This is a genomic window from Gemmatimonadaceae bacterium, from assembly GCA_036496605.1.
GTDB lineage: Bacteria > Gemmatimonadota > Gemmatimonadetes > Gemmatimonadales > Gemmatimonadaceae > AG2.
Map to the genome: position 1 here is coordinate 302,944 of DASXKV010000054.1, position 22,679 is coordinate 325,622.

Below are 22,679 nucleotides of genomic sequence, written 5' to 3' on the forward strand. Positions count from 1 at the left end.
TACTCTTAGGCCATGGACGCGCCGACTGCAGCACTGGAGGACGAATGGCTCTGGGGCTGGGACCCTACGCCGGGCATCGTCTCCGTGTGGGCCGAGGAGGACGGCCGCGCGCTCGTGTGGCGCCGCGATCCGGAGCACGGCGCGCTGCTCCGCGACGAGCAACGCTTTCGCCCGTGGCTCCTCCTCGATCGACTCGACGACCTGCTGCACCTGGGCGACCGACTCTGTGAGGGTGCGAATGCCGCTGCGCGCATTTCCTATCGTGAGCTCGACGGACCCGGCGCGCTCCGGTACCTCGTTTCAGCCGACAATTACAAAACACTAACGTCCGCTATCCTCCTCGGCGCAACCCAGCGACTTCGTCGACGCGTCGAGCACGTCCGTGAGCTGGGTGCGGACGCGGCGCTCACGCTCCCGCCGGACGAACAGTATCTCGTCGCAACGGGCCGCAACTACTTTCGCGATCTCTCATTCGACCAGCTCCACCGCCTGCAGTTCGATCTCGAAACGACCGGCCTCTTCGCCGAACACGACCGGATCTTCATGGTTTCCGTTCGATTTCCGGATGGCAACACCGATGTCCTCGAGGCTACAGCGAAGGGTGACGTCGCCGAGGCGGATCTGATCCGGCGGCTCGTCGCCACGATCCGGGCAGCGGACCCTGACGTCATCGAAAATCACAACCTGCACGGATTCGATCTTCCCTTCCTTTACCGTCGTGCTCGACGCCTCGGCGTTCGGCTCGACATCGGACGCACGGGCAGTGGATTACGCCGGCGCGCCGCACGACGCGGCGTAAAGTCCGAGGACGATGAGGAGCGCCGTGTCCGCTTCGTCGCGCCAGGACGCGAGCTGATCGACACCATCGACGCCGTGCGTCGCTACGACTACACCGTGCGGGCATTGCCCTCCTATGGCCTCAAATCGGTTGCGCGTCAGCTCGGCTTGGCGGGACCGGATCGCGAGCTCATTCGCGGTGACCAGATCTACACCGTCTATCAGACCGATCCGGCTCGCGTGCGCCGCTACGCGATTGCCGACGTCGACGAAGTGGCCGCGCTCTCGCGAACGTTAGGCGGCCCCGCCTTCGCGCTCGCGCGCATGGTGCCGCGCCGGTACGAGCGAATTGCCGACGCGGGTGCCGCGACGGGGATGATCGATCCGCTGCTCGTCCGAGCCTATCTGCACACGGGAACGGCGTTGCCCGCGCACGAAGAGAGCGACGGCACGCCTCACAGTGGCGCCGCGCTCCATCTCTTCGCAACGGGTGTCGCGCATCGCGTCGTGAAGGCCGATGTCGCGAGCCTCTATCCATCCCTGATGCGCACCTATCGCATCGGGCCGGCGCGCGATCACCTCGGCGCTCTGCTCGCGCTCGTCGATCGCCTCGTCGAACAACGTCTCACGGCAAAGGCGGCCGCTCGTCAGGCGCCCAACGTCGTCGAGCGACATGCGCATGAGGCGATGTCGTCGGCGATGAAGCTCGTGGTGAATTCCGCGTATGGCTATCTCGCCGCCGGCGGCGGCTTGACGCGCTTCGCCGACGTGCACGCCGCCAACGAGGTCACGCGACGCGGCCGCGAGACGCTCGACATCATGTGCCGCTCACTTGCCGAGCGCGGTGTCACGCTGCTCGAGGCCGATACGGACGGCGTCTACTTCGCCGTTCCCGAATCCTGGAGCGAGGACGACGAGCGTCGCGCGGTGAGCGAGGTCGCGGCTCTGATGCCGCCGCTCGTTCAGCTCGAGCTCGAGGGCCGCTACGCCGCGATGCTCTCGCACGAACCGAAGAACTACGCGCTGCTCGGCTACGATGGGTCGCTGCTTCTGCGCGGGGTAGCCTTCCGCTCCAGGCGTGCCGAGCCATTCGGCGAGGCGTTCCTTCGCCATGCGCTTCATCGTTTGCTCGTTGGCGACGTCGCCGCCGTACGCGCCGAGTACATCGACACGATCGACGCATTGCGCCGCCGCGAAATTTCGACGCTCAACGTCGCGGCGCGAGTGCGCCTCACGAAAACACCGGATCGGTATCTCGCGACGCGCGAGAGCCGCCGCGAGCTTCCGTACGAAGCCATGTTCGCGAGTGGGCGCACCACGTGGCACGTGGGCGACAAGATCCGCGTCTATCGTACGACCTCGGGCACCGGCGCAGTCGTCCCCGAAGTCGATGATGAGGGGACGACCGAAGCCGGCGACCCTCGCGACTATGACGTCGCGCATTACGAGCGCGTCCTGCGTGACAACTTCGCGGCTCGCCTCGGTCGCGCCTTCCGACCGGACGACTACGCCATCGTCTTTGCCGACCCCGACCAGCCCTCGCTCTTCGCGCCGCCGGTCGACACGATCCGCACCGTCCTAATCAGGCGCGTCGTTACGGCGTGATGCGCGGCGATAGCGCATTGTCAGGCGGTCATCGTGAATCTTAATGCGCGATGGCCCACGGTTTGTCATTAGTGCCGATGTCCGGTACTAATCTCGGTGCCTGACGATTTTGGGTGGTCAAAATGCTGCACGCCTTCGTCAGTTCCCCGGCCGCGCGTCCGGGGAGAAGCTGGCTTGTCGTCTCAACGTCCAGCGTCGTCGCCCATGCCGCGGTCATTTCGCTCGCGGTCGCCACGAGCGGACGCACTCACACGGTCGAGCCGTCGCTTCTCGAGAAGCCGCCCGAGCAACTGATCTTCATTCATGCTCGTGACTTCGAACATCACGCGATCACCATACGGAAGGGGGCGCTCGCGCGCGCGGCACTGAAAGCGGCCGCCATGCTCGTTCCCGATCTCACTCAACTTCGCATTGCCGTCGACGCGTCACTTGCGGCACTGCCGAAAGTTGCAACTGCCGATCTCGACATCACGCCGCGAGCAACCGATCCGAAGAAGGATTTCGGCGAGGTCAACACTGGCGAATTGCTCGGCGGTTCGGTGATGTGGGCGCTCAGCCACCCGGGCCGGGGCAATGCCTACAGTTCCGATGTCGTCGAGAAGGTCGCGTGGCCGGAGCGCGGCAACCCGAAGCCGCGCTATCCAGAGTCGCTGCAGCGGCAGGGCGTCGAGGGCAGCTTCGTCGTCGAGTTCGTGGTCGACAGTACCGGTAAAGTCGATGAGAAGTCACTCAACTTCCCCAGCGCGACGCACCCGATGTTCCTGCGCGCAGTGAAGGATGCGCTGCTCCATTCTCGCTTCTTCCCGGCCGAGCTGGCCGGGATGCGCGTTAGGCAACTGGTGCAGCAGCAGTTCTCGTTCGTGCTCGTACGCTGACTATGCGTTAGGTGGGACCAGGGGCTAGGGTCTAGGGAACAGCGGGCTAGGGCTTTGAACTCTAGCCCCTAGTCCCCCATCCTTCGTAAGTTCTTCGCCCATGAACGTCGCCATCTTCGGTGCGACCGGCATGGTCGGTCAGGGCGCCCTGCGGGAGCGTCTTCTCGACAACGAGATCGCGCGCGTCGTGACCGTCGGTCGCAACGCTCCCGCCGCGGCCAACCCAAAGCTCCGCGCCCTCACCGTCCGCGCACCGGCTGGTACAACATCGTCTACACCGTGATGCGCCCGCTGCTTCCGCTCTTCGGGCGGCCCGCGCCTGGTTACGTCGCGACCACCGAGAGTCTGGGACATGCGATGATCCGGCTCGCGAAAGGGGACTTCGACCGCCAGGTGGTACAGGGCCGAGACCTCGCGCGCGCCGGCGCCTGACGCTGAACGACGCTCCGCGCTTGCGCGCGGCAGTTCGTCGGGCCAAATCTGTGGTCGCCACCTTCCTCACTCGGAGACGTCATGTCGAAAGACCAGTTCTCCCGTCGCGAATTCCTCGGCGTCACCGCGGCCGTCGCCGGAGCGTCGCTCCTCGGTTCACCGTTGACCAATCCTACCTCGCTTTATAGGCGAAAGCTCGCACCAAGCGATCGCGTCCGGTTCGGCATGATCGGCGTCGGCATGCAAGGCAACGGACTGCTCGGCACGTCGATCCAATTGGACGGCGTCGTGTGCGCCGGCGCGGCCGATCTCTATGACGGCCGCCACACGCTCGCCCGCGAGATCGTGCGGCCTGACCTTCCGGTTACACGCCGCTACAAGGATCTCCTCGACAACAAGGACATCGATTGCATCGTCGCCGCCGTGCCGGATCACTGGCATCGGCAGGTCGTCATCGACGCCGTGAGTGCCGGAAAGGACATCTACTGCGAGAAGCCGATGTCACACAGTCCGGCCGATGGCTTCGCGATGGTCGAAGCGGCAAAAAAGAGCGGACGCATCGTACAAATCGGCTCGCAGCGCGTGAGCTCACAGATCTGCGCCAAGGCGAAGGAGATGATCGCCAGCGGCATGCTCGGTGAGATGATGCTCATCGAGGGCTGGCTCGGCCGCAACGACCCGACAGGCGCATGGGAGTATCCCCCGCCGCCCGATCTCTCGCCATCCAATCTCGACTGGGACACCTGGCAGGGAACGGTAACGCCCAAGATTCCATTCAACCCGCTCATCTTCGCGCGGTGGCGCTGCTGGAGGAACTACGGCACCGGTGTCGCGGGTGACCTGCTCGTTCACCTCGTGAGCGGCATGATGTTCATGACAGGAATGAACCAGTCGCCGACGGAGGCAATGGCAGTTGGCAGCATTCGCCGATGGAAGGACGGGCGTGACATGCCCGACGTGCATTCGGTGCTCTACTACTACGGCGACCTTCCCGTCTCGATGCGTCTCAACCTCGGCACCTCGATGCCGGAGACGTATCGCTTCCAGGGCACGAAGGGCCTCCTCGAGGTCACGGGATCGACGATCACCTTCACACCGCAGAGCGGCAAGGACGAATCGCCGAGCTATTACGCGTACAGCTTCCCGCGTGCCTTACGAGAGGCCTACTTCAAGAAGTGGCACGAAGAGAACGACCCGAAGATCGGTCAGGTGCCAATGCCGGAAGCGATCTCCTTCAGCGGTCCGGACTACGACGACACTCGTCCGCACCTGTGGAACTTCTTCGAGGCGGTCCGATCGCGAAAGCCGGTGGTGGAAGACGTCGTGTTCGGCAACAACGCGGCACTCGCGTGTCACATGGCGAATGAATCGTACTTCAAGAAAAGTGCAGTAACGGCCGCAAATATGGCTGTGAGTAGCCGGTAAACTCCTAGGGGGCTTCGCTCAGGATGACAAGTTAGAACCACAATGTCGAGTAATCCCTTCATCGCTTCCGACGATCGTTACGAGCAAAAGCTCTACCGTCGCACCGGTCGCAGCGGTCTCCGTCTGCCTGCGATCTCGCTCGGGCTCTGGCAGAACTTCGGCGGCGTCGACGTCCTCGAGACCGGACGCGCAATCGTTAGGCGCGCCTTCGACCTCGGCGTCACCCATTTCGATCTCGCCAACAACTACGGCCCGCCGCCTGGCTCCGCCGAGGAAAACTTCGGCGTCATCCTCGCAAAAGATCTCAAGCCATATCGCGATGAGCTGATCATCTCCACCAAAGCCGGGTACCTCATGTGGCCCGGGCCGTACGGCGAGTGGGGCTCGCGGAAGTATCTTCTCGCCAGTCTCGACCAGAGCCTCGAACGCATGGGGCTCGACTACGTCGACATCTTCTATTCACACCGCCTCGACCCCGATACGCCGCTCGAAGAAACGATGTCGGCGCTGGACCAGGCCGTGCGCCAGGGAAAGGCGCTCTATGCCGGCATCTCGTCGTACTCGCCAGAGGCAACGCGGCGCGCCGCGGCGATTCTCGACCAGCTCGGGACGCGTTGCCTGATCCACCAGCCTTCTTACTCGATGTTGAATCGCTGGGTCGAGAATGGCCTGCTCGACACGTTAGGCGACCTTGGCATCGGCTGCATCGCCTTCTCGCCACTCGCTCAGGGCATGCTCAGCGACAAGTATCTAAAGGGAGTTCCAGAAGGATCGCGCGTTACGCGAAGCAATTCGCTGTCGCGAAAGTTTCTCTCGGAGAAGAACATCGAGCGCATTCGCGGCCTGAACGAGATCGCACGCCGTCGGGGGCAGACGCTCGCGCAGATGGCCATTGCGTGGGTACTGCGCGACAATCGCGTCACGTCCGCGCTCGTCGGAGCGCGCACCGTCGAACAGCTCGAGGACAGCCTCGGCGCCTTACAGCACCTCGATTTCAGCGACGACGAGCTGAAGGCGATCGATGAGCTGGCAACCGACGGCGGAATCGACATCTGGAGCCAGAGCGTGCGCAGCGCGACGCCAGCGCCCGTCGCACACGTAGAGCTTGCTCAGCGCTGAGAACTAGGTGTACTTGAGCCACCAATCGTTCCGCCGGGCTTTCAGACCGGCGTACCAACGACAGGGGATGTACATCAGAGCGACCACAATCGCCCACGCGAGATAGACGCCCGGGAGCGAGACGCCGTACCACGATGGGATCGATCCTGGGTCCGTGACGACTGGAATCCGCCGCAGCTCCCCGCCCTGTGCGAAGGCGAGCACCATCGCGACCGCGTGCGCCACGTAGATATGCACGATGTAATAGAAGAGGGGCACTCTTCCATAGACGGTGAGCCAGCGCGCGATTCGCCCGTTCCACCCTTCGACCAGCGCCAGCGCGACGAGGATGGGGCCTAGCGTCATCAGCAGGAAATCGAGCGACGGCGGATACTTCATAACGTTCAGGAACGACGCGACCGTGAGCGCGGGAGACCGCTGGACAGACCACTGGAATGGATCGCCATAGCCGTTCAGGTAGCGAACGACAATGAAGGCGGCAGTGGTGAGAAGCCCCGTACGAATCAGGAATCGCTTGCGCCGGTTTGCCTCCCAGCCGTAGATGTCGGCGAACACGTAGCCGAGCGCCATTACTGCGACCCACGGCACGAGCGGGTACGCGACGAAGAGCTTCCCCGGGATTACGAAACCTGGGACGTGGAGGATGCGCCAGAATGGTGATGGCTCCACGCCGTCCAGCAGGTTGTGCCCGGCGATCATCACGATCGACAGGAGGGCCACGAGTCGTCGCGGGAGATGAACGAGCGTCGCCATGAGCACGATCGACCAGCCGAGTGCCCAGATCACGAGCGCGAACGCCGGAATCAGCCGGAAGCCGAACTGCCATCCGATCGCGCTCACGGTCAGATCGAGCACGACGAGCCAGAGCCCGCGCGTGACGAGAAAGCGGGTGGCCTCCATCGCACTCCGTCCGCGCTGCATCCAGAGGCCGATACCAACGCCGGCGAGCAGAGAGAAGGCGGGAGCGCAGAAATGCGTCACCCACCGCGTTGCGAAAAGAGCCGACGTGCCGCGACTGAGATCCTCCGGCCGGACGCGCTGATTCGTGACGTAATCCCGAACGTGATCCAGCGCCATGAGCACCATGACGGCGCCACGAATCACGTCGACGGACGTGATACGCGCGCGTGCCGCCGGTGCCGTGTAAGACGTGGCGAGCGTCGACCGCTCGCTGGAAACTGAGGTCATCCTGTATACGTTGAAGGCTCTCCGGTGGCGACGCACTAGCTCCAGAACAGTTTTCACCTGACTCTGACAATGGCAAAAGTAGGGATCGGGATCGTCGGCTCGCGCTTTCAGGCCGAATGCATCGCGGCGGCCGTCAAGGCGATGCCGGAAGAAGCCGAGGTCGTCGCAGTCGCATCGCCGACCAAGGGGAACGCCGAGGCGTTCGCACGTCGTTACGGGATTCCCGCATCCTACGCGGACTACCGCGAGCTACTCCGCGATCCGCGCGTCGAGATGATCCACATCTCCGCGCCGAACTACGTTCACGCTCGCATAACGATCGACGCCGCTCGGGCCGGTAAGCACGTGATCTGTGAGAAGCCGTTGTGCGTCACGCTCGAGGAAGCGGACGAGATGATCGACGCCTGCAAGAAGGCCGGTGTCCTGCTTCTCTATGCCGAGGAACTTTTCTTCGCGCCAAAGTATGTGAAGGCGAAGCAGATGGCCGATGAGGGCGCCTTCGGTCGCGTCCACCTCGTGAAGCAGGGCGAGAAGCATTCCGGCCCGCACGCGGACTGGTTCTGGGACGTCAAGCTCTCCGGGGGCGGCGCCCTCATGGATCTCGGCTGCCATGGCATCGCTTTCTGCTGGTGGTTCCTTGGCAAGCCTAACGTGAAGAGCGTCTACTCGCACCTGTCGACGCAAGTGCACGCCGGCCGGACAGAGGCCGACGACGAAGCGATCACGATCATCGAGTTCGAAGGGGACGCCCTGGGCGTCGTCGAGAACAGCTGGAATCGGCCGGGCGGCATGGACGACTCGATTGAGGTCTTCGGCGACAAGGGTCAGACCTACGCCGATATGCTGATGGGCAACGCGCTTCCAACTTATTCCGAGGTCGGCTTCGGCTACGCCGTCGAGAAGGCGGCGACGACACGCGGTTGGACGTATCCCGTCTTCGAGGAGCACTGGAATTACGGATTTCCGCAGGAGATGCGGCACTTCGCACGCTGCGTCCGCGGCAAGGAGACGCCGATCTCCGACGGCGAAACGGGACGCGTTGTTCAGGAAGTTCTTTACGCGGCGTACGCTTCGGCGGGACAAGGCCGCAAGGTGAACCTGCCTTTCCGACCGAAAGGCGTCGCACGGCCAATCGATCTGTGGAAGAATCCGCGCGCCTGACGCCGATCCGGATTCTACCGACGCCGGCGGCGATCGGCGATTATCTCGCCGAGGTTTTGCTCTATCGCATCGAGCACGCGCGCCGGTTGGGGGAGCGATTCCTACTCGGCTGCCCGACGGGTCGGACGCCGCGACCGTTCTACGACGAGCTCGCGCAGCGTCGGTCGGATTTGCGACACGTCGTTTTCGTGATGATGGACGAGTACGTCGGCACGGAGATGTGCCACGCATTCGTGCGCGAGCACATGCCGTGGGCCGCCGCGGTCTGGTTTCCGGATCCACGTGATCCGGCGGCGTACGACGCGCGCATCGCCGACGCTGGCGGCATCGATTTTTTCCTACTCGCCTCGGGCGCGACCGACGGTCACGTCGCCTTCAACCAACCCGGCGCACCACGCGACAGCAGGACGCGTGTCGTCCCGCTCTCCGAGGCAACACGTCGCGACAACCTAAAGACCTCTCCGTCATTTGGCGCTCTGGAAAACGTGCCGCGCCAGGGGGTGACCGTGGGGATTGAGACGATCGCCGCGGCCCGCGAGGCAGTAATGGTCGTGTGGGGTGAGTCGAAGCGCCAAACGTTGCAGCGCATTCGCGCCGCAGCGCAGTATGACCCGGCGTGGCCGGCGACGGTGATTCACGAGGTTCCGATTCGTGAGATCGTCGCGGACGTGGAGGCCACAAGCGCGATCCCTTCGCGAGCCTAGGCAAATCGACGCGATTACTCTTGGTGACGCGACTCGCCTGTCGTTGAGCGAAGTGCTGCAGCGATCCCCTGCTCGACGAGCGGCGCCATGATCCTGTAGCCTGCCTCGTCAGGGTGCACGCCATCGGCCGCCAGCTCGGCGCGCATCCCGTTGCGCTCGTCACGCATCGCTCCGTGATAATCGACGTACGTGCTCCCCGTCGAATCCGCGTACCGCTTCATCCACGCATTCAGCGCGACGATCTTCGGTGCCGGCTCGAGGCCCGGTCGCCACGGGTAGTCGTACACCGGTAGCACCGAGCAGAGCACGACGCGAATGCCATGCATGCGCGCCAGGTCCGTCATGCCCGCGAGATTGTCCTCGATCATCTCGAGGGTGCTCGACCCCGTGTTGCCGGCGATGTCGTTTGTGCCGGCAAGAATGACGACCACCTTTGGCTTGAGCGCAATCACATCCTGATGAAAGCGGATCAACATTTGAGGCGTCGTCTGGCCACTGATGCCGCGATTCACGTACGGCTTTCCGGCGAACTGCGTCGGGAAATACTTCGTCCAGCCTTCCGTGATGGAGTTGCCCATGAACACCACCCGATTCTCGGCCGCGGGAAGTACGGCGTTCGAGTCACGATACTTGGCAAGATTGGGCCAATCGGTCGTCGGCGTCTGTGCTTCGAGCGTCATGGGAATGAGTAGTGCCACGAGGTAAAGAACTCTCATTTTTAGTCACCATTGAAAGGTCATGACGGCGCTCCCCGGGATCACAGGCCGGAACGAGCGTCGCTGGCTGTGCACCACGAATTCCTTTGGCGTCGAGGTCGTATTCACAACGATGAGCGTGACGCGCACGGTCTCTCCCGATGCACGCGCGAAGGCGACTGTCTCGAGCCCGTCGACGCCCGAGCTCGACGCAATCCGGCGCGCCGCCGGCGCGACAAACCGGCTCGCGTGCGCGAGCGCATAGTACTCCTCGTTGCGCTGCACCGTCCCATCGTCCTTGATCGTCACCACACCGCGGCAATTTGCGCAGCCGCCGGTGTGCGGTCCGTGCCGTTCGTCGAGCGCGAGATTCCAGAGCAGAACGCCGCGCGCCCAATTGCGCGTGCCACCAATGATGAGCGTGCGCACCATCCAGACGAGGTTGTCGGCGAACTTCGGCGCCCAGTCGCCTCCCGAGCACTCGGTTATGTATGCGTCTTTGTCCGGATACGCGTCGTGCACGACGCTCTGGGCCGATACGTCGCCAGCGTAACAGTGCCACGCGACGCCCGACACATAACGCCTCGCACCTGAATCCGCGAGCACCGCCAGCGGCGACTGCGGGAGATCCCAGTTGTGATCCCACTCGAGAATCTTCGTGTGGATCGTCGGTCCGAGCAGCCTAACGAGTTGCGCGCGCTGAGGCGGATCGAGTCGCATTCCCGGATAATTGTCTGGCTCGAAATGCGGCTCGTTCTGGAGCGTGATCGCGTAAATCGGCACACCCGCGGCCTCGTACGCGGCGATGAATCGGCGAAAGTACTCCGCGTACGATTCATACGCGTCGGGGCGGAGCGTCCCCTTGATCATGCTGCCCGTCGTCTTCATCCAGCCGGGCGCGCTCCACGGCGACGCCATTATCTCGAGCTCCGGATTGATCGCGCGCATCCGCTTCAGGATCGGCAGCGTCTCGGCGCGATCTGCATCGATCGAAAAGTTCGTAACCGGCGGCGTGTCGTCGTAGCTGTATTGTCGCAACGCGAAGTCGCTCGCGCCCATGTCGATCCGTAGAAAGCCCAACCCGATCCCCTTCTCCGGGCTGAACAACTCCTGCAACAGCGAATCGCGACGAGTATCCGATAAGCGATGCTGGAGAAGCCAGGCCGAGGCGTCGGTGAGCGCGGCCCCGAAACCGAGGATCTGCTGATACCTCTTGCTCTCGTCGACCTCGATTGTCGGCAGCTTCGTGTCTTCGGCCTTGCCGAATCGTAGATCGGGCTGCCGCTCGAGTAAGTGCGCGCGGTCGCCCGTGGTCAGATAGACCTGCACACGCGGGGCGAAGGCGTCGCATCCCGCGAGGGACACGTGCGCCAGCAGCAACAGTCGAGCGATATTTCGCACTGGCATGCTGTTCAACGACCTGGTTCTCACCTCGAAGCTCGTTGCCGAAACGAGCGGACGGCTGGAGAAGATCGCGCTCATTGCCGCCCTTCTCAAGCGGCTCGCGCCTAACGAGGTGCCGATCGCCGTCGGGTTCCTCACCGGCTGGCCGCGTCAGGGCAAGCTCGGGGTCGGCTGGGCGAGCGTCGCCGAGGCACGCCCCGCCGTCGCCGCCGAGGCGCCGACGCTCGAGCTCGCGGACGTCGATCGCGCCTTGAGCGAGCTCCAATCGGTCCGGGGCAAGCGCTCCGCCACCGAGCGAAAGCGCCTTCTCTCGGAGTTGCTCGCCCTTAGCACCGCCGACGAGCAATCCTTCGTCGGCGCACTGGCGATCGGCGAGGTCCGGCAGGGCGCGCTCGACGGTGTGCTCACCGAAGCCGTGGCTCGCGCGTCGCAGCTCCCAGCCGATCGCGTGCGACGCGCCGCAATGCTCGCCGGCGACCTCGGAACCGTCGCCGAGGCGGTGCTGGCGGAGGGCGAAGCCGGGCTGGCGCGCTACGCGCTGCAGCTGTTCCGCCCCGTCCAGCCGATGCTCGCCGATTCGGCACCTAACGTAGCGGAGGCGCTCGCGGAGCTCGGCACGGCGGTGTTCGAGTGGAAGCTCGACGGCGCACGGGTCCAGGTGCATCGCGAAGGCGATCGTGTCGTCGTCTACACGCGCAGCCTGAACGACGTCACGGCCGCTGTCCCCGAGGTCGTCGAAGCCGTGCGTGCTGTGGGCGCCCGGGACCTCGTGCTCGACGGAGAGGTCATCGCACTCACCGCTGACGGGCGCCCGCTCCCGTTTCAAGACACGATGCGACGCTTCGGTAAGCGGCTCGACGTCGAGGCGCTGCGCGCGATCTTGCCACTCACTCCGTTCTTCTTCGACGTGCTGCGTCACGATGGCGACGACCTGCTCGACCATCCCCTCGTCGAGCGATTGAGCCGGCTCGACGACGTCATTCCAGCAGCCTGGCGCGTGCCTCGGCTAACGACCGCCGATCTTGCCGAGGCCGAGCGCTTCCGGAGCGACGCCCTCGAGCGCGGCCATGAAGGAGTAATGGCCAAAGCACCTAACGCGCCCTATGCCGCTGGCCGGCGCGGTTCGGCGTGGGTGAAGATCAAGACCGCGCGCACGCTCGATCTCGTCGTCCTCGCTGCGGAGTGGGGCTCCGGCCGGCGCAAGGGCTGGCTGAGCAATCTGCACCTCGGCGCGCGCGATCCGGCTACGGGTGACTTCGTTATGCTCGGCAAGACGTTCAAGGGGATGACAGACGAGATTCTCGAATGGCAGACGGCCGAGCTCCAGGCGCGCGAGACGCGTCGCGAGGGGCACGTCGTCTTCGTTAGGCCGGAGCTGGTCGTGGAGGTCGCGTTCAACGAGGTGCAGCGCAGCTCGCAGTACCCGGGCGGCGTCACGCTCCGCTTCGCCCGCATCAAGGGATACCGCCCGGACAAACGCGCCAGCGAAGCGGATACGATCGATGCGGTCCGGGCGTTTGCGCCCGAGACAGTCGCCGGCCATTGACTCTCGACGGCGCGACACACAGCATCTCTGGTCCATGCACCTCCAGCACGACGTCGTCTGCCCCACCCTGATCGGTCGCGACGAGCAGCTCGAGTCGTTGCGGCGCGTGCTCGCCCATGCGCGCGAGGGGAATGGCCGCGTCGCGCTGATCGTCGGCGAGGCTGGTGTCGGCAAGTCGCGGCTACTGCGCGCAATGACCGAAGAAGCCCGCGCCGCGGGCTTCTTCGTATTACAGGCGGCCTGCTTCGAGGCCGAGCGCTCCATCCCGTACGCACCGCTCCTCGACCTCGTTCGGCTCTTCGCGAGCTCCGCCCCTGCTGCCGTCGTTGGGCACGTCCTCGAGCCGGCGGCGGGTGACCTGGTCTCGATGTTCCCCGAGCTCAAACCGCTCCTGCCCGACGCGACGCCCAGTCGAAGCGTCGATCCCGAGTCGGACCGACGACGCCTCTTTCACGTTCTCGCCCAGGCGGTGACACAGCTCGCGCGTAAGCAGCCCGTGTTCCTTTCCTTCGAGGACGTCCACTGGAGCGACGATGCGACGCTCGAGCTGATCTTCCACCTCGCGCGCAGTCATGCAACGCAGCCGGTCGTCATCGTGCTCACCTATCGTGGCGAAGAGGCGGGCCCGCGTCTCGCGCGGCTCGTCGCCGATCTCGAGCGGGCGCGCGTCGTCACCGACCTTCCGCTCGACCGCCTCGGCCGCGTCGACGTCGACGCGATGCTGCAGGCGATCTTCGGTCCCGGACAGAACCTCGGCACCGACTTCGTGCACGTCCTGCACGGTCTCACCGAGGGCAATCCCTTCTTCGTTGAGGAAACGCTCAAGTCGCTGATTCTCGCCGGCGATCTCGCGCCGAGCGGCGGTGGCAGTTGGCGGGCACGGCCGCTCGAGCGAGTGCGCGTGCCACGCACCGCCGTCGAGGCAGTGCGGCGTCGGCTCGCCACACTCACCGTTCCCGCGCGCGCTGTCGCGTCGATGGCGGCGATCGCCGGCCGTCGCTTCGATTTCGATCTGCTTCAGATGCTCACGCGGCATAACGAGGCCGAGCTCCTCGCGCTCGTCAAAGAGCTCATCGCGGCGCAGCTCGTCGTCGAAGAATCCGCCGAGCGATTCGCCTTCCGTCACGCGCTCACGCGAGAGGCGATCTACGCCGAGCTCCTCGCGCGGGAGCGCGTGACCCTGCACCGCGAGGTTGCGGCGGCGCTCGAGCGTCAGCACGCCGATTCGATCGACGCCGTCGTCGAAGCGCTCGCGTATCACGCGTGGGAGTCGGGCGATTGGCAGCGCGCCGCCGATTACGCAGTCAAAGCCGCGCACCACGCGCTCGCCCTCTCCGCGCCGCGCGAGGCAGCCGCTCACCTCGACCGCGCCTTCGCGGCGCTCGAGCGCTCCGGGAATCGACCCGAGGTCGGGCTCTATCTCGATCGTGGACGCGCGAACGAGACGCTTGGCGAGTTCCAGCGCGCGAACGACGACTTTGCCGTCGCGCTCGCTCGCGCGCGCGACGGCGGCGATGCGCGCACCGAGTGGAAGGCGCTCCACGCGTTAGGCATGCTCTGGGCAGCGCGTGATTATACCCGCGCCGGCAGTTACCGTCGCGAAGCGCTCCAGGCCGCGCGTACGACGGGCGACGAGTCGCTCGTGGCACGCAGTCTCAATCGCGTCGGCAACTGGTACGTCAACCACGAAGAGCCACACGCCGGACTTCCGTATCACCAGGAAGCACTGGCCATCGTCGAGCGCCTCGCCGACGACGCCGGCGTCGCCGAGACCGTCGATCTCGTCGCGATGGCCCACCACATCGCTGGCGCGGAGCCGGAAGCGGCCGGGCACTATGCGCGCACCGTCGCCCTGTTCAGTGCGCGCGGCGACCGGCGCGGCCTCGCCAATGCGCTCGCCTTGCTCTCGTTATGCGGTCCGTCGTATCACTCGTCGTCCACGACGCCGCTCACGAGCGCCAGCGTCGACGAAGAGCTGCGTAACCTGCGCTCGGTGCGTCTCGCCCGCGACATCGGCTGGCGAGCAGGCGAAGCGTTCGTCCGCTTCGTCACGGCCGACTGCCTGATGTGGCGGGGCGATTACGCTCGCGCGATACCGCTCGCCCGTGAGGCACTCGCCTTAGCGCGAGAGATCGAGCATCTCGAGTGGACCGCCGGTTCCTTGCGGTTGCTGGGCGCGATCTCGCTCGACCTGCTCGACCCTGCCGGCGCATGCGAGCAGCTCGAGGCGGCACACACCATCGCGCGGCGCCTCGGTTCGCACGTCTGGATCCGCTGGACCGCGGCGCCCCTCGCCATCGCTCGCGGCCGCGCCGGCGATACGACGCGAGCGCTCGAATTGCTCGAAAGTGCCTCACGAGTGGCGGGTGGCGACAGCGACGTGCCGACGGGACCCGAGAGTCCGACTCTCACACTTGGCGAGCGCCAGCTCTGGCTCGCCCGCGCCGAGCTCGCCCTCGTGGCTGAAGAGCCAGAGCGCGCGCTCGCGATCGTCGACGCACGGCTCGACTCCGAACGAACGGCGAACCCGACCAGCCAGCTCGGCGTGCCACGTCTGTCTCTCGTTAGGGGCGAGGCACTCACGCTGCTTGGCCGATACGATGACGCGAAAGCAGCGCTCGACGAGGCTCGCCGCGCTGCGACGGCTCAGGGCGCGCGTCCGATTCTGTGGCGCATCGAGAACGCCGCCGGCAATCTCCATCGCGTGCAGCGCCAACGCCTCGAGGCGCGCAAGGCGTTCGACGCCGCCCGCGCGATTGTCGACGATCTCGCGGCCAGGATTCCCGTTGAAGAGCTGCGCACGTCGTTTCGCGATCGCGTCGAATCCCTCATTCCGTCCGGGCCGCAACCGTCGCCCGAGCGTTCGGCCAAGGATGCGTTAGGCGGCCTCACGAAGCGTGAGCGCGACGTCGCCGAGCTCGTCGCGCAGGGCAAAGCGAATCGCATCATCGCGCGCGAGCTTGGTATCGGCGAGCGAACGGTGGAGAGCTACGTCACGAGCGCCCTCGCGAAGCTCGACCTGACGTCCCGCACGCAACTCGCCGCCTGGGCGATCGACAAGGGCGTCAGCGTAGCCTCGGCTCCGCGGTCCAAGCGCTGACGCTCCGTAATCCGGGGCGAATTACTCCGTACCGGAACTGAAAACCCGCGTGGTTTCCACGATGTGAGTGGTCTCCGTCATCCGTAATCTACGGCCACGTTCGAGCTCCGATTTAAATTCGGTGCTCACACGCTGACCACAAACAGGAGACACTCCTATGCGAAGTCACGTCATACTCGGTGCGGCATTGGCCGCCGCCGCCCTGACCGCGTGCTCGAAGGAAGCAACGACGAGCAGCACGCCAAGCACTCCTCTTCTCGCCCTGCTCGCTACGTCCGAACCGAACGATGACATCCAGTGGGGTCCCGCACCGCCGATCTTTCCGAAGGGCGCAGAGATCGCCGTTCTTCAGGGTGATCCGAGCAAGTCCGACGAGTTCACCGTTCGGCTCCGCTTCCCGAACGGCTACAAGATTCCTCCGCACACGCACCCGACGATCGAGAACGTGACCGTTTTGAAGGGCACCTTCCTCGCCGGTATGGGTGAGCAGTTCGTCGAGTCGAGCATGAAGGCCTTTGGTCGCGACGCGTTCGCGAGCATTCCCGCGAATCACGCGCACTACGCCATGGCGCGCGGTCAGACGATCGTGCAGGTACACGCGATTGGTCCCTTCCAGCTGACCTACGTCAACCCAGCGGACGATCCAACCAAGAAATAGCGCGACTGATGTCATCCTGAGCGAAGCGAAGGATCTACTCGCTCGTGTTAGAAGCCATCCACTGACAAGGGACGCTAGATCCTTCGCTTCGCTCAGGATGACAAACATGCGCAAAGCAATCTTCTAAGGTTTTCTCAATGACTCCAACGATCTATCAATCCGACTACGCGCCCCCCGCGGACGATCCAGTCACCGAGCGCATCCGCGCGACGTGGACCGCGGGGGACTTCGGTCGCATCGCCGCGGGATATGTCCGGAGCGCCGCCGAGTTCATCGCGCGACTCGAGCTCGCGCGAGATGAGAAAGTACTCGACGTCGCCTGCGGTACGGGCAATCTCGCGCTACCGGCGGCGCGCGCCGGCGCTCGTGTCACCGGCGTCGACATCGCACCCAATCTCGTCGCGCAGGCGAAAGCCCGTGCTTCGGACGAGTCGCTCGCTATCGCCTTCGACGTCGGCGACGCCGAGCAATTGCCTTACGAGACGAATTCCTTCGACACGACAGTGACGATGTTCGGCGCGATGTTCGCCGCGCGGCCGGAGCGAGCCGCGAGGGAGCTGCTCCGCGTCACGCGGCCAGGTGGGCGCATCGCCATGGCCAACTGGACCCCGTCGGGCTTCGTGGGTGAAATGCTCAAGGCCACGGTTGCGTATCTGCCGCCCGCGGCGGGCGTCCCGTCGCCGCTGCTCTGGGGAAGTGAAGACGTCGTGCGTACGCGCTTAGCGCCGGACCTTTCATCGCTCGTGCTCACACGCCGTGTGGTCACGTTCGAGTATCCCTTTGGACCGGAGCAGGTCGTGAACGAGTTCCGGCTCTGGTACGGCCCCACGGTACGCGCGTTCGCGGCGCTCGATGAGGAAGAGCGAACTGCATTCCGTCTGGACCTCGAGCGGCTGTGGTGTGAGCACAACCGCGCCAGCGACGGCACGACACGAGTCGAGTCGGAATATCTGGAGGTGGTGGGGGTGCGGTGAGCGCAGCCGAACTGGTTTTCGGTGTCCCAGACCGCCGCTCGCTTCCGGCGGCGCAAGTATCTGCGATCTTGAACGCGGACGAGGCCGTGTTAGGAGCAGTTAATCTTCCGACCTGGCTCCTTGAGCGCCTGCGAGTACAATCCCTGATATGTCGAACGCCTTCGTTCTCGCCGTAGCGCTCCTATTCACGATTGCCTTCCGCGTTTCTTCCGCACAGCAGAACGCCGATTGGCCGGTCTACGGCGGCAGCGACGGCCACACGCATTACACCACGCTCGGCCAGATCACGCCGGCCAACGTTGGGCAGCTCACGGTAGCGTGGACCTACGACACGCACGACGCCTTCGCGGGATCGGAGATGCAGACCAATCCGATCGTCGTCGGCGGCGTGCTGTATGGGACGAGCCCGAAGCTTCGCGTCTTCGCCCTTGACGCCACGACCGGGAAGGAGCTCTGGAGCTTCGATCCGCAGAATGGCGCACCGCCCACGTCCCGCATTCGGCATCGCGGCGTCGTCGTCACCGCGGATCGCGTCCTGTTCAACTACCGCAACCGGCTCTACGCGCTCGACCGGAAGAGCGGCCGTCCGATCACGAGCTTCGGCGACAGCGGCTGGGTCGACCTGCGTGCGGGGCTCGGCCGGCCGGTCCAGGGTCTGTCGGTGAGTGCGAGCTCGCCGGGTATCGTCTTTGAGAACTTGCTCATCATGGGCAGCACCGTGCCCGAGGCGTTGCCGAGTGCGCCCGGCGATATCCGGGCGTATGATGTGAAGACTGGCGCGCTCCGCTGGAGCTTTCACACCATTCCGCATCCCGGCGAGCCGGGCTACGAGACGTGGCCGCCGGACGCGTGGAAGATCACAGGCGGCGTCAACGCGTGGTCCGGCGTCACGCTCGACGGCCCACACGCAATGGTGTTCGTCGCGACGGGCTCGGCGTCATACGATTTCTGGGGCGGTAATCGCGTCGGCGACGACCTCTACGCCAACAGCGTGATCGCGCTCGACGCCCGGACGGGGAAACACATCTGGCACTATCAGGTGTTGCATCACGATCTCTGGGACCGCGACCTGCCGGCCGCGCCGGTGCTCGTCACCGTTAGGCATAACGGGCAGAGGATCGACGCCGTCGCCCAGATCACCAAGACGGGCCATGTCTGGGTCTTCGATCGCATGAACGGGCGGCCTCTCTTCCCCGTTCAGGACCGCGCGATGCCCGCGGCCGTCCTGACGGGAGACCGCGCATCGCCGACGCAGCACTTCCCGACTCTGCCACCTCCATTTACGCGTCAACGCATCACGCGTGAAGACCTCACGACGCGAACGGCCGAAGCGCATGCGGCGGCACTGAAACTCTTCGACGAGTTCGGGACGAAAGATCCCTTCGATCCACCTAACGAGAAAGGGACCATCATCTTTCCTGGCGTGGACGGCGGCGGTGAGTGGGGCGGCCCGGCATTCGATCCAACGACCGGCCTGCTCTACGTGAACGCGAACGAGATGGCCTGGCTGCTCAAGCTCGCGCCGCGGAGCGATAGATCGCTCTATGCGGCGAACTGCGCCGGCTGTCACGGGGAGAACCGCCAGGGGAGCGCGATGGCGCCGTCGCTCGCCGACGTCTCCGAGCGCCGCACCCGCGATCAGATCGTGCAGATCGTCAAGGAGGGTACGGGCCGCATGCCCGCGTTCGCCAGTGCGCTCGAGGGACGCGCCTTGAACGATATTGTGAACTTTCTCATCACCGGTCGCGACGCTTCCGCCGCCGCGGGTTCGGATCCTTTTGGAGTGCCCTGGCGCAACGCCTACTTCGACATCTTCGTCGACAACGAGGGCTATCCGGGGATCTCACCACCGTGGGGCACACTGAGCGCAATCGACCTCAATGCGGGCAAGATTCGCTGGCACATTCCCTTCGGCGAATACCCCAAGCTCGCTGCGCAAGGGATCAGGAACACCGGCACCGACAACTACGGAGGCGCGATCGTCACGCAGAACGGCTTGCTGTTCATCGCCGCGACGACATACGATAACACGTTCCACGCGTTCGATAAGCGCAGCGGCAAGCTGCTGTGGAGCGCGCCTCTCCCGGCGGCCGGCAATGCAACGCCATCCACCTACATGGTCAACGGCCGTCAGTACATCGTCATTGCCTGCGGTGGCGGCAAGAACGGCGCGCCCAGCGGTGGGACGTACGTGGCCTTCGCGCTACCGCACTAGGCTTCGTGCGTCCGAATCTGGGACGCGCGTCTCACTCTCGAACACTGTCATGGATCGGAGCGAACACGCTTGAGCCGCTAAGTCTCGCGTGGGCAACGTTATTCGTCGAAGGACGGCGCGGCACGACTTATCCCTGAGCCGCACTCCATGATCGAACACCTACGGCAGGACATCGAGTACGCGCTGCGCACCATCCGCCGCAACGCCGGCTTCGCCGCGCTCGTCATCGGCGGCCTCGCCATCGGCATCGGCGCCAACTCCGCCATCTATTCGCTCGTCGATGCCGTTCTGATCCGGAAGCTTCCCGTCGCGCATCCCGAAGCGCTCATCTCGCTCGGCCTCACGGAGAATGTGGACGGGTCCGGCGGCGGCACGCCCGGCGCGATCATGTACTCGTATCCGCTCTATCGCGACGTTCGCGACGGCAACACTGCGTTCAGCGGACTCCTCGCCACCGGTCGCGGAGGTCTTCTGCAAGTTCGCGTCGACAGCACGACCATCGAGCCCGAACATCCGCGTGGCCGCTTTGTCTCCGGCAACTACTTCTCGCTGCTCGGCGTTCCCGCCGCCCTGGGCCGAGTGCTCGGGCCAGCCGACGATAGTCCGGACACGCCACCACGCGCCGCGATCAGCTATGGATACTGGACGGCGCGCTTTCACAAAGACTCATCGATCATCGGCCGCACCATCGTCATCGACGACGCACCGGTCACGATCACCGGCGTCGCGTCAGCCAACTTCGACGGCGAGATCGTCGGCTCCTCGACCGACCTCTGGCTACCGATCGGTGCGCACGATCGTCTCGAGCCGCATTCGCGGATCCTCGACGACCGATCGGCAATGTGGCTGCTCCTCATCGGGCGCGCGAAGCCGGGCCTGACCCTCGATCAGGTTCGGCGGCGCGTCGAACCGCTCGTCAAACGCAGCATCTTCGACAACGCGACTGCAGAGCAACTCCGGCACCTCGAGCGCCGACCGTTGGAGATTCCGATCGGCTCTGCGGCGCGCGGGCTCTCGCGCGTTCGCGCCCGGTTTGCGGCGCCCCTCGACATCCTCATGGTTGGCGTGGCGACCCTGTTGTGCATCGTCTGCCTCAACGTCGCCAACCTCCTGCTCGCTCGCGGCGTCGCCCGCCGTCACGAGCTGGCGACGCGTCTCGCGCTCGGTGCCAATCGCGCGCAGATCGTCAGGCAGCTCCTCACCGAGTCGCTGGTGTTTGCCATGCTCAGCGGGAGCCTCGCGGTCATCGTCGCCTGGTGGACGAGCAAAGCACTCGTCGTCGTCGCGTCGGACGCCAACCCGCTCGTGCTCGATGTCGACCCGAACGCGCGAATCCTTCTCTTCACCATGTCCGTCGCCATCGCGTCGGTGCTGCTCTTCGGTCTCATTCCTTCACTTCGTTCCTCTCGTATCGAGCTGGCCGCGATCACGCGATCGTCGCGACGCTCGGTGACAACCAGCTCACGCTTCGGTTTCTCCCTGATCGCCTCACAAGTCGCGCTGTCGCTCGTTCTGCTCACGGGCGCGCTCGCGCTCATGCGCGGGCTCCACTCCGCGTTAGGCACCGAGCTGGGCTTCGACCGCGATCACCTCCTCGTCGCCAAGCTCGACATCGCCAAGCCCGGATATGCGGGGACGCGTCTGGCGACGGTCGTCCGCACACTGAGCGATCGCATCGCGGCCATCCCTGGAGTCGCCGCCGTCACGCTCTCGGAAAATGGCTTGTTCGACGATTCGGAATGGAGCTCATCGATCGACGTTCCCGGCTCCGCCCCTCGGTCCTCCCCCGACGATTCCCTCGCCGGCACGGACGGGGTCGGAGCCGGATACGCGCGCGGCATCGGCGCGCGCATTCTCACGGGCCGCGATCTGACGACGGCCGACGAAGTCGAGAATGCGCAGTCGATTCTCGTGAATGCCTCTTTCGCGCGATTCTACTTCCCAGGGCAAAGTGCCGTCGGCCGCACGGTACGATTTGGTCCGCAGACTGTCCTCCAGATCGTCGGCGTCGTTGCGGACGTTCGCGGCCAGTCACTCGACGCGCCCGAAGGACACCACGCCCGCCGGATCTACTACCCGTACCTCCACGGCGACGACACCACGCGACTGGGCCAGCCGAGTGAACTGCGGCTTCTCATCCGAACGTCCGGTGATCCGGCTGCCGTTGCGGCACCGATTCGCAGCGCGATCGTCGCCGCGGACCAGCGACTGCCGATCGAAAGCGTCGATCCGTTGCCAACGCTCATTCGCACCTCGATTCACGAAGAGCAGCTCGTTATGCGGATCACCCTCGCGATCGGCGCGCTCGCCGTCGTCCTTGCCGCGATCGGCCTGTTCGGCGTGATGAGCTACTCCGTGGCGAGGCGCACGAACGAGATTGGCATTCGCGTCACGTTAGGCGCGCGCGGGAGCGATATCGGCCGCATGATCGTCGGTGAGGCGCTGCGTCCAATCGGCATCGGCCTCGCCGTTGGCATACCGCTCGTCTTCGCGTCCACTCGTCTCCTGCAAGCGTACCTCGGCACGGTCGCTTCGCGCGACACGACGTCGATTGCGATTGCCGTCGCGGTGCTCGCGCTCTGCGGTGTGGCCGCCGCGCTCTTCCCCGCGCGTCGCGCGAGTCAGATCGATCCGGCGGAAGCGCTCAGGGCTGAGGGGTAGAATGCGATTCTAGCATATAGCCCAGCACCCTCACTTCTCGACGCGCCCTTCTCGACGCGCCCTTCTCGACGCGCCCTTCTCGACGCGCCCTTCTCGACGCGCCCTTCTCGACGCGCCCTTCTCGACGCGCCCTTCTCGAC

General features: G+C 65.1%; 17 protein-coding genes. 14 read left to right on the top strand and 3 right to left on the bottom strand.

From position 1 onward, the window contains the following. Positions 1-12 precede the first annotated feature (12 nt). From VGH98_22500 to mgrA, 6 genes are all read left to right on the top strand, one after another. The gene (locus VGH98_22500; GenBank protein HEY2378769.1) at positions 13-2,382 is read left to right on the top strand and encodes a DNA polymerase domain-containing protein; all 2,370 of its coding nucleotides are present in this window, start codon (positions 13-15) and stop codon (positions 2,380-2,382) included. 122 nt (positions 2,383-2,504) lie between these two features. Continuing rightward, positions 2,505-3,257, top strand: a complete 753-nt coding sequence (locus tag VGH98_22505; GenBank protein HEY2378770.1) for an energy transducer TonB — start codon at positions 2,505-2,507, stop codon at positions 3,255-3,257. Between the two features lie 100 nt (positions 3,258-3,357). Beyond that, entirely contained in the window at positions 3,358-3,540 is a 183-nt protein-coding gene (locus VGH98_22510) for a hypothetical protein (GenBank protein HEY2378771.1), read from the top strand. Next, positions 3,537-3,689: a hypothetical protein gene (locus tag VGH98_22515; GenBank protein HEY2378772.1), complete on the top strand. Its 153-nt coding sequence runs from the start codon at positions 3,537-3,539 to the stop codon at positions 3,687-3,689. Before VGH98_22510 ends, VGH98_22515 begins: the two co-directional genes overlap by 4 nt. 81 nt (positions 3,690-3,770) lie before the next feature. Further along, complete coding sequence (locus VGH98_22520) at positions 3,771-5,114, top strand: Gfo/Idh/MocA family oxidoreductase (GenBank protein ID HEY2378773.1); 1,344 nt, start codon at positions 3,771-3,773, stop codon at positions 5,112-5,114. Positions 5,115-5,156: 42 nt separating this feature from the next. After that, positions 5,157-6,233 carry an L-glyceraldehyde 3-phosphate reductase gene (gene mgrA, locus VGH98_22525; protein HEY2378774.1) on the top strand — a complete coding sequence of 359 codons (1,077 nt, stop codon included), beginning with the start codon at positions 5,157-5,159 and terminating at the stop codon, positions 6,231-6,233. A gap of 3 nt (positions 6,234-6,236) precedes the next feature. Here the strand turns inward: mgrA and VGH98_22530 are convergent, their stop codons facing one another. Continuing rightward, complete coding sequence (locus VGH98_22530) at positions 6,237-7,421, bottom strand: heparan-alpha-glucosaminide N-acetyltransferase domain-containing protein (GenBank protein HEY2378775.1); 1,185 nt, start codon at positions 7,419-7,421, stop codon at positions 6,237-6,239. A 69-nt stretch (positions 7,422-7,490) separates the two neighbouring features. Here VGH98_22530 and VGH98_22535 point away from each other — a divergent pair, with 69 nt between their 5' ends. Further along, complete coding sequence (locus VGH98_22535; protein HEY2378776.1) at positions 7,491-8,582, top strand: Gfo/Idh/MocA family oxidoreductase; 1,092 nt, start codon at positions 7,491-7,493, stop codon at positions 8,580-8,582. After that, positions 8,561-9,286 carry a 6-phosphogluconolactonase gene (locus tag VGH98_22540; GenBank protein HEY2378777.1) on the top strand — a complete coding sequence of 242 codons (726 nt, stop codon included), beginning with the start codon at positions 8,561-8,563 and terminating at the stop codon, positions 9,284-9,286. The genes VGH98_22535 and VGH98_22540 overlap by 22 nt, the downstream gene beginning before the upstream one ends. A gap of 14 nt (positions 9,287-9,300) precedes the next feature. Here the strand turns inward: VGH98_22540 and VGH98_22545 are convergent, their stop codons facing one another. Continuing rightward, on the bottom strand, positions 9,301-10,002 hold the full coding sequence (locus VGH98_22545; protein ID HEY2378778.1) for an SGNH/GDSL hydrolase family protein: 702 nt from the start codon (positions 10,000-10,002) through the stop codon (positions 9,301-9,303). A gap of 6 nt (positions 10,003-10,008) precedes the next feature. Then, positions 10,009-11,388, bottom strand: a complete 1,380-nt coding sequence (locus VGH98_22550) for a glycoside hydrolase family 30 beta sandwich domain-containing protein (protein HEY2378779.1) — start codon at positions 11,386-11,388, stop codon at positions 10,009-10,011. Here VGH98_22550 and VGH98_22555 point away from each other — a divergent pair. From VGH98_22555 to VGH98_22580, 6 genes are all read left to right on the top strand, one after another. Further along, entirely contained in the window at positions 11,387-12,931 is a 1,545-nt protein-coding gene (locus VGH98_22555) for an ATP-dependent DNA ligase (protein ID HEY2378780.1), read from the top strand. The genes VGH98_22550 and VGH98_22555 overlap by 2 nt on opposite strands. 34 nt (positions 12,932-12,965) lie before the next feature. Further along, positions 12,966-16,031, top strand: coding sequence for a BREX system ATP-binding domain-containing protein (locus VGH98_22560; GenBank protein ID HEY2378781.1), 3,066 nt, complete (start codon positions 12,966-12,968; stop codon positions 16,029-16,031). Between the two features lie 157 nt (positions 16,032-16,188). Further along, positions 16,189-16,689, top strand: coding sequence for a cupin domain-containing protein (locus VGH98_22565; protein ID HEY2378782.1), 501 nt, complete (start codon positions 16,189-16,191; stop codon positions 16,687-16,689). 137 nt (positions 16,690-16,826) lie between these two features. After that, positions 16,827-17,663, top strand: a complete 837-nt coding sequence (locus VGH98_22570; protein HEY2378783.1) for a class I SAM-dependent methyltransferase — start codon at positions 16,827-16,829, stop codon at positions 17,661-17,663. Between the two features lie 148 nt (positions 17,664-17,811). After that, positions 17,812-19,878, top strand: coding sequence for a pyrroloquinoline quinone-dependent dehydrogenase (locus VGH98_22575; GenBank protein ID HEY2378784.1), 2,067 nt, complete (start codon positions 17,812-17,814; stop codon positions 19,876-19,878). A gap of 147 nt (positions 19,879-20,025) precedes the next feature. Further along, positions 20,026-22,539 (top strand): ABC transporter permease, encoded by a 2,514-nt coding sequence (locus VGH98_22580; GenBank protein ID HEY2378785.1) that lies wholly within the window; start codon positions 20,026-20,028, stop codon positions 22,537-22,539. Positions 22,540-22,679: the final 140 nt, after the last annotated feature.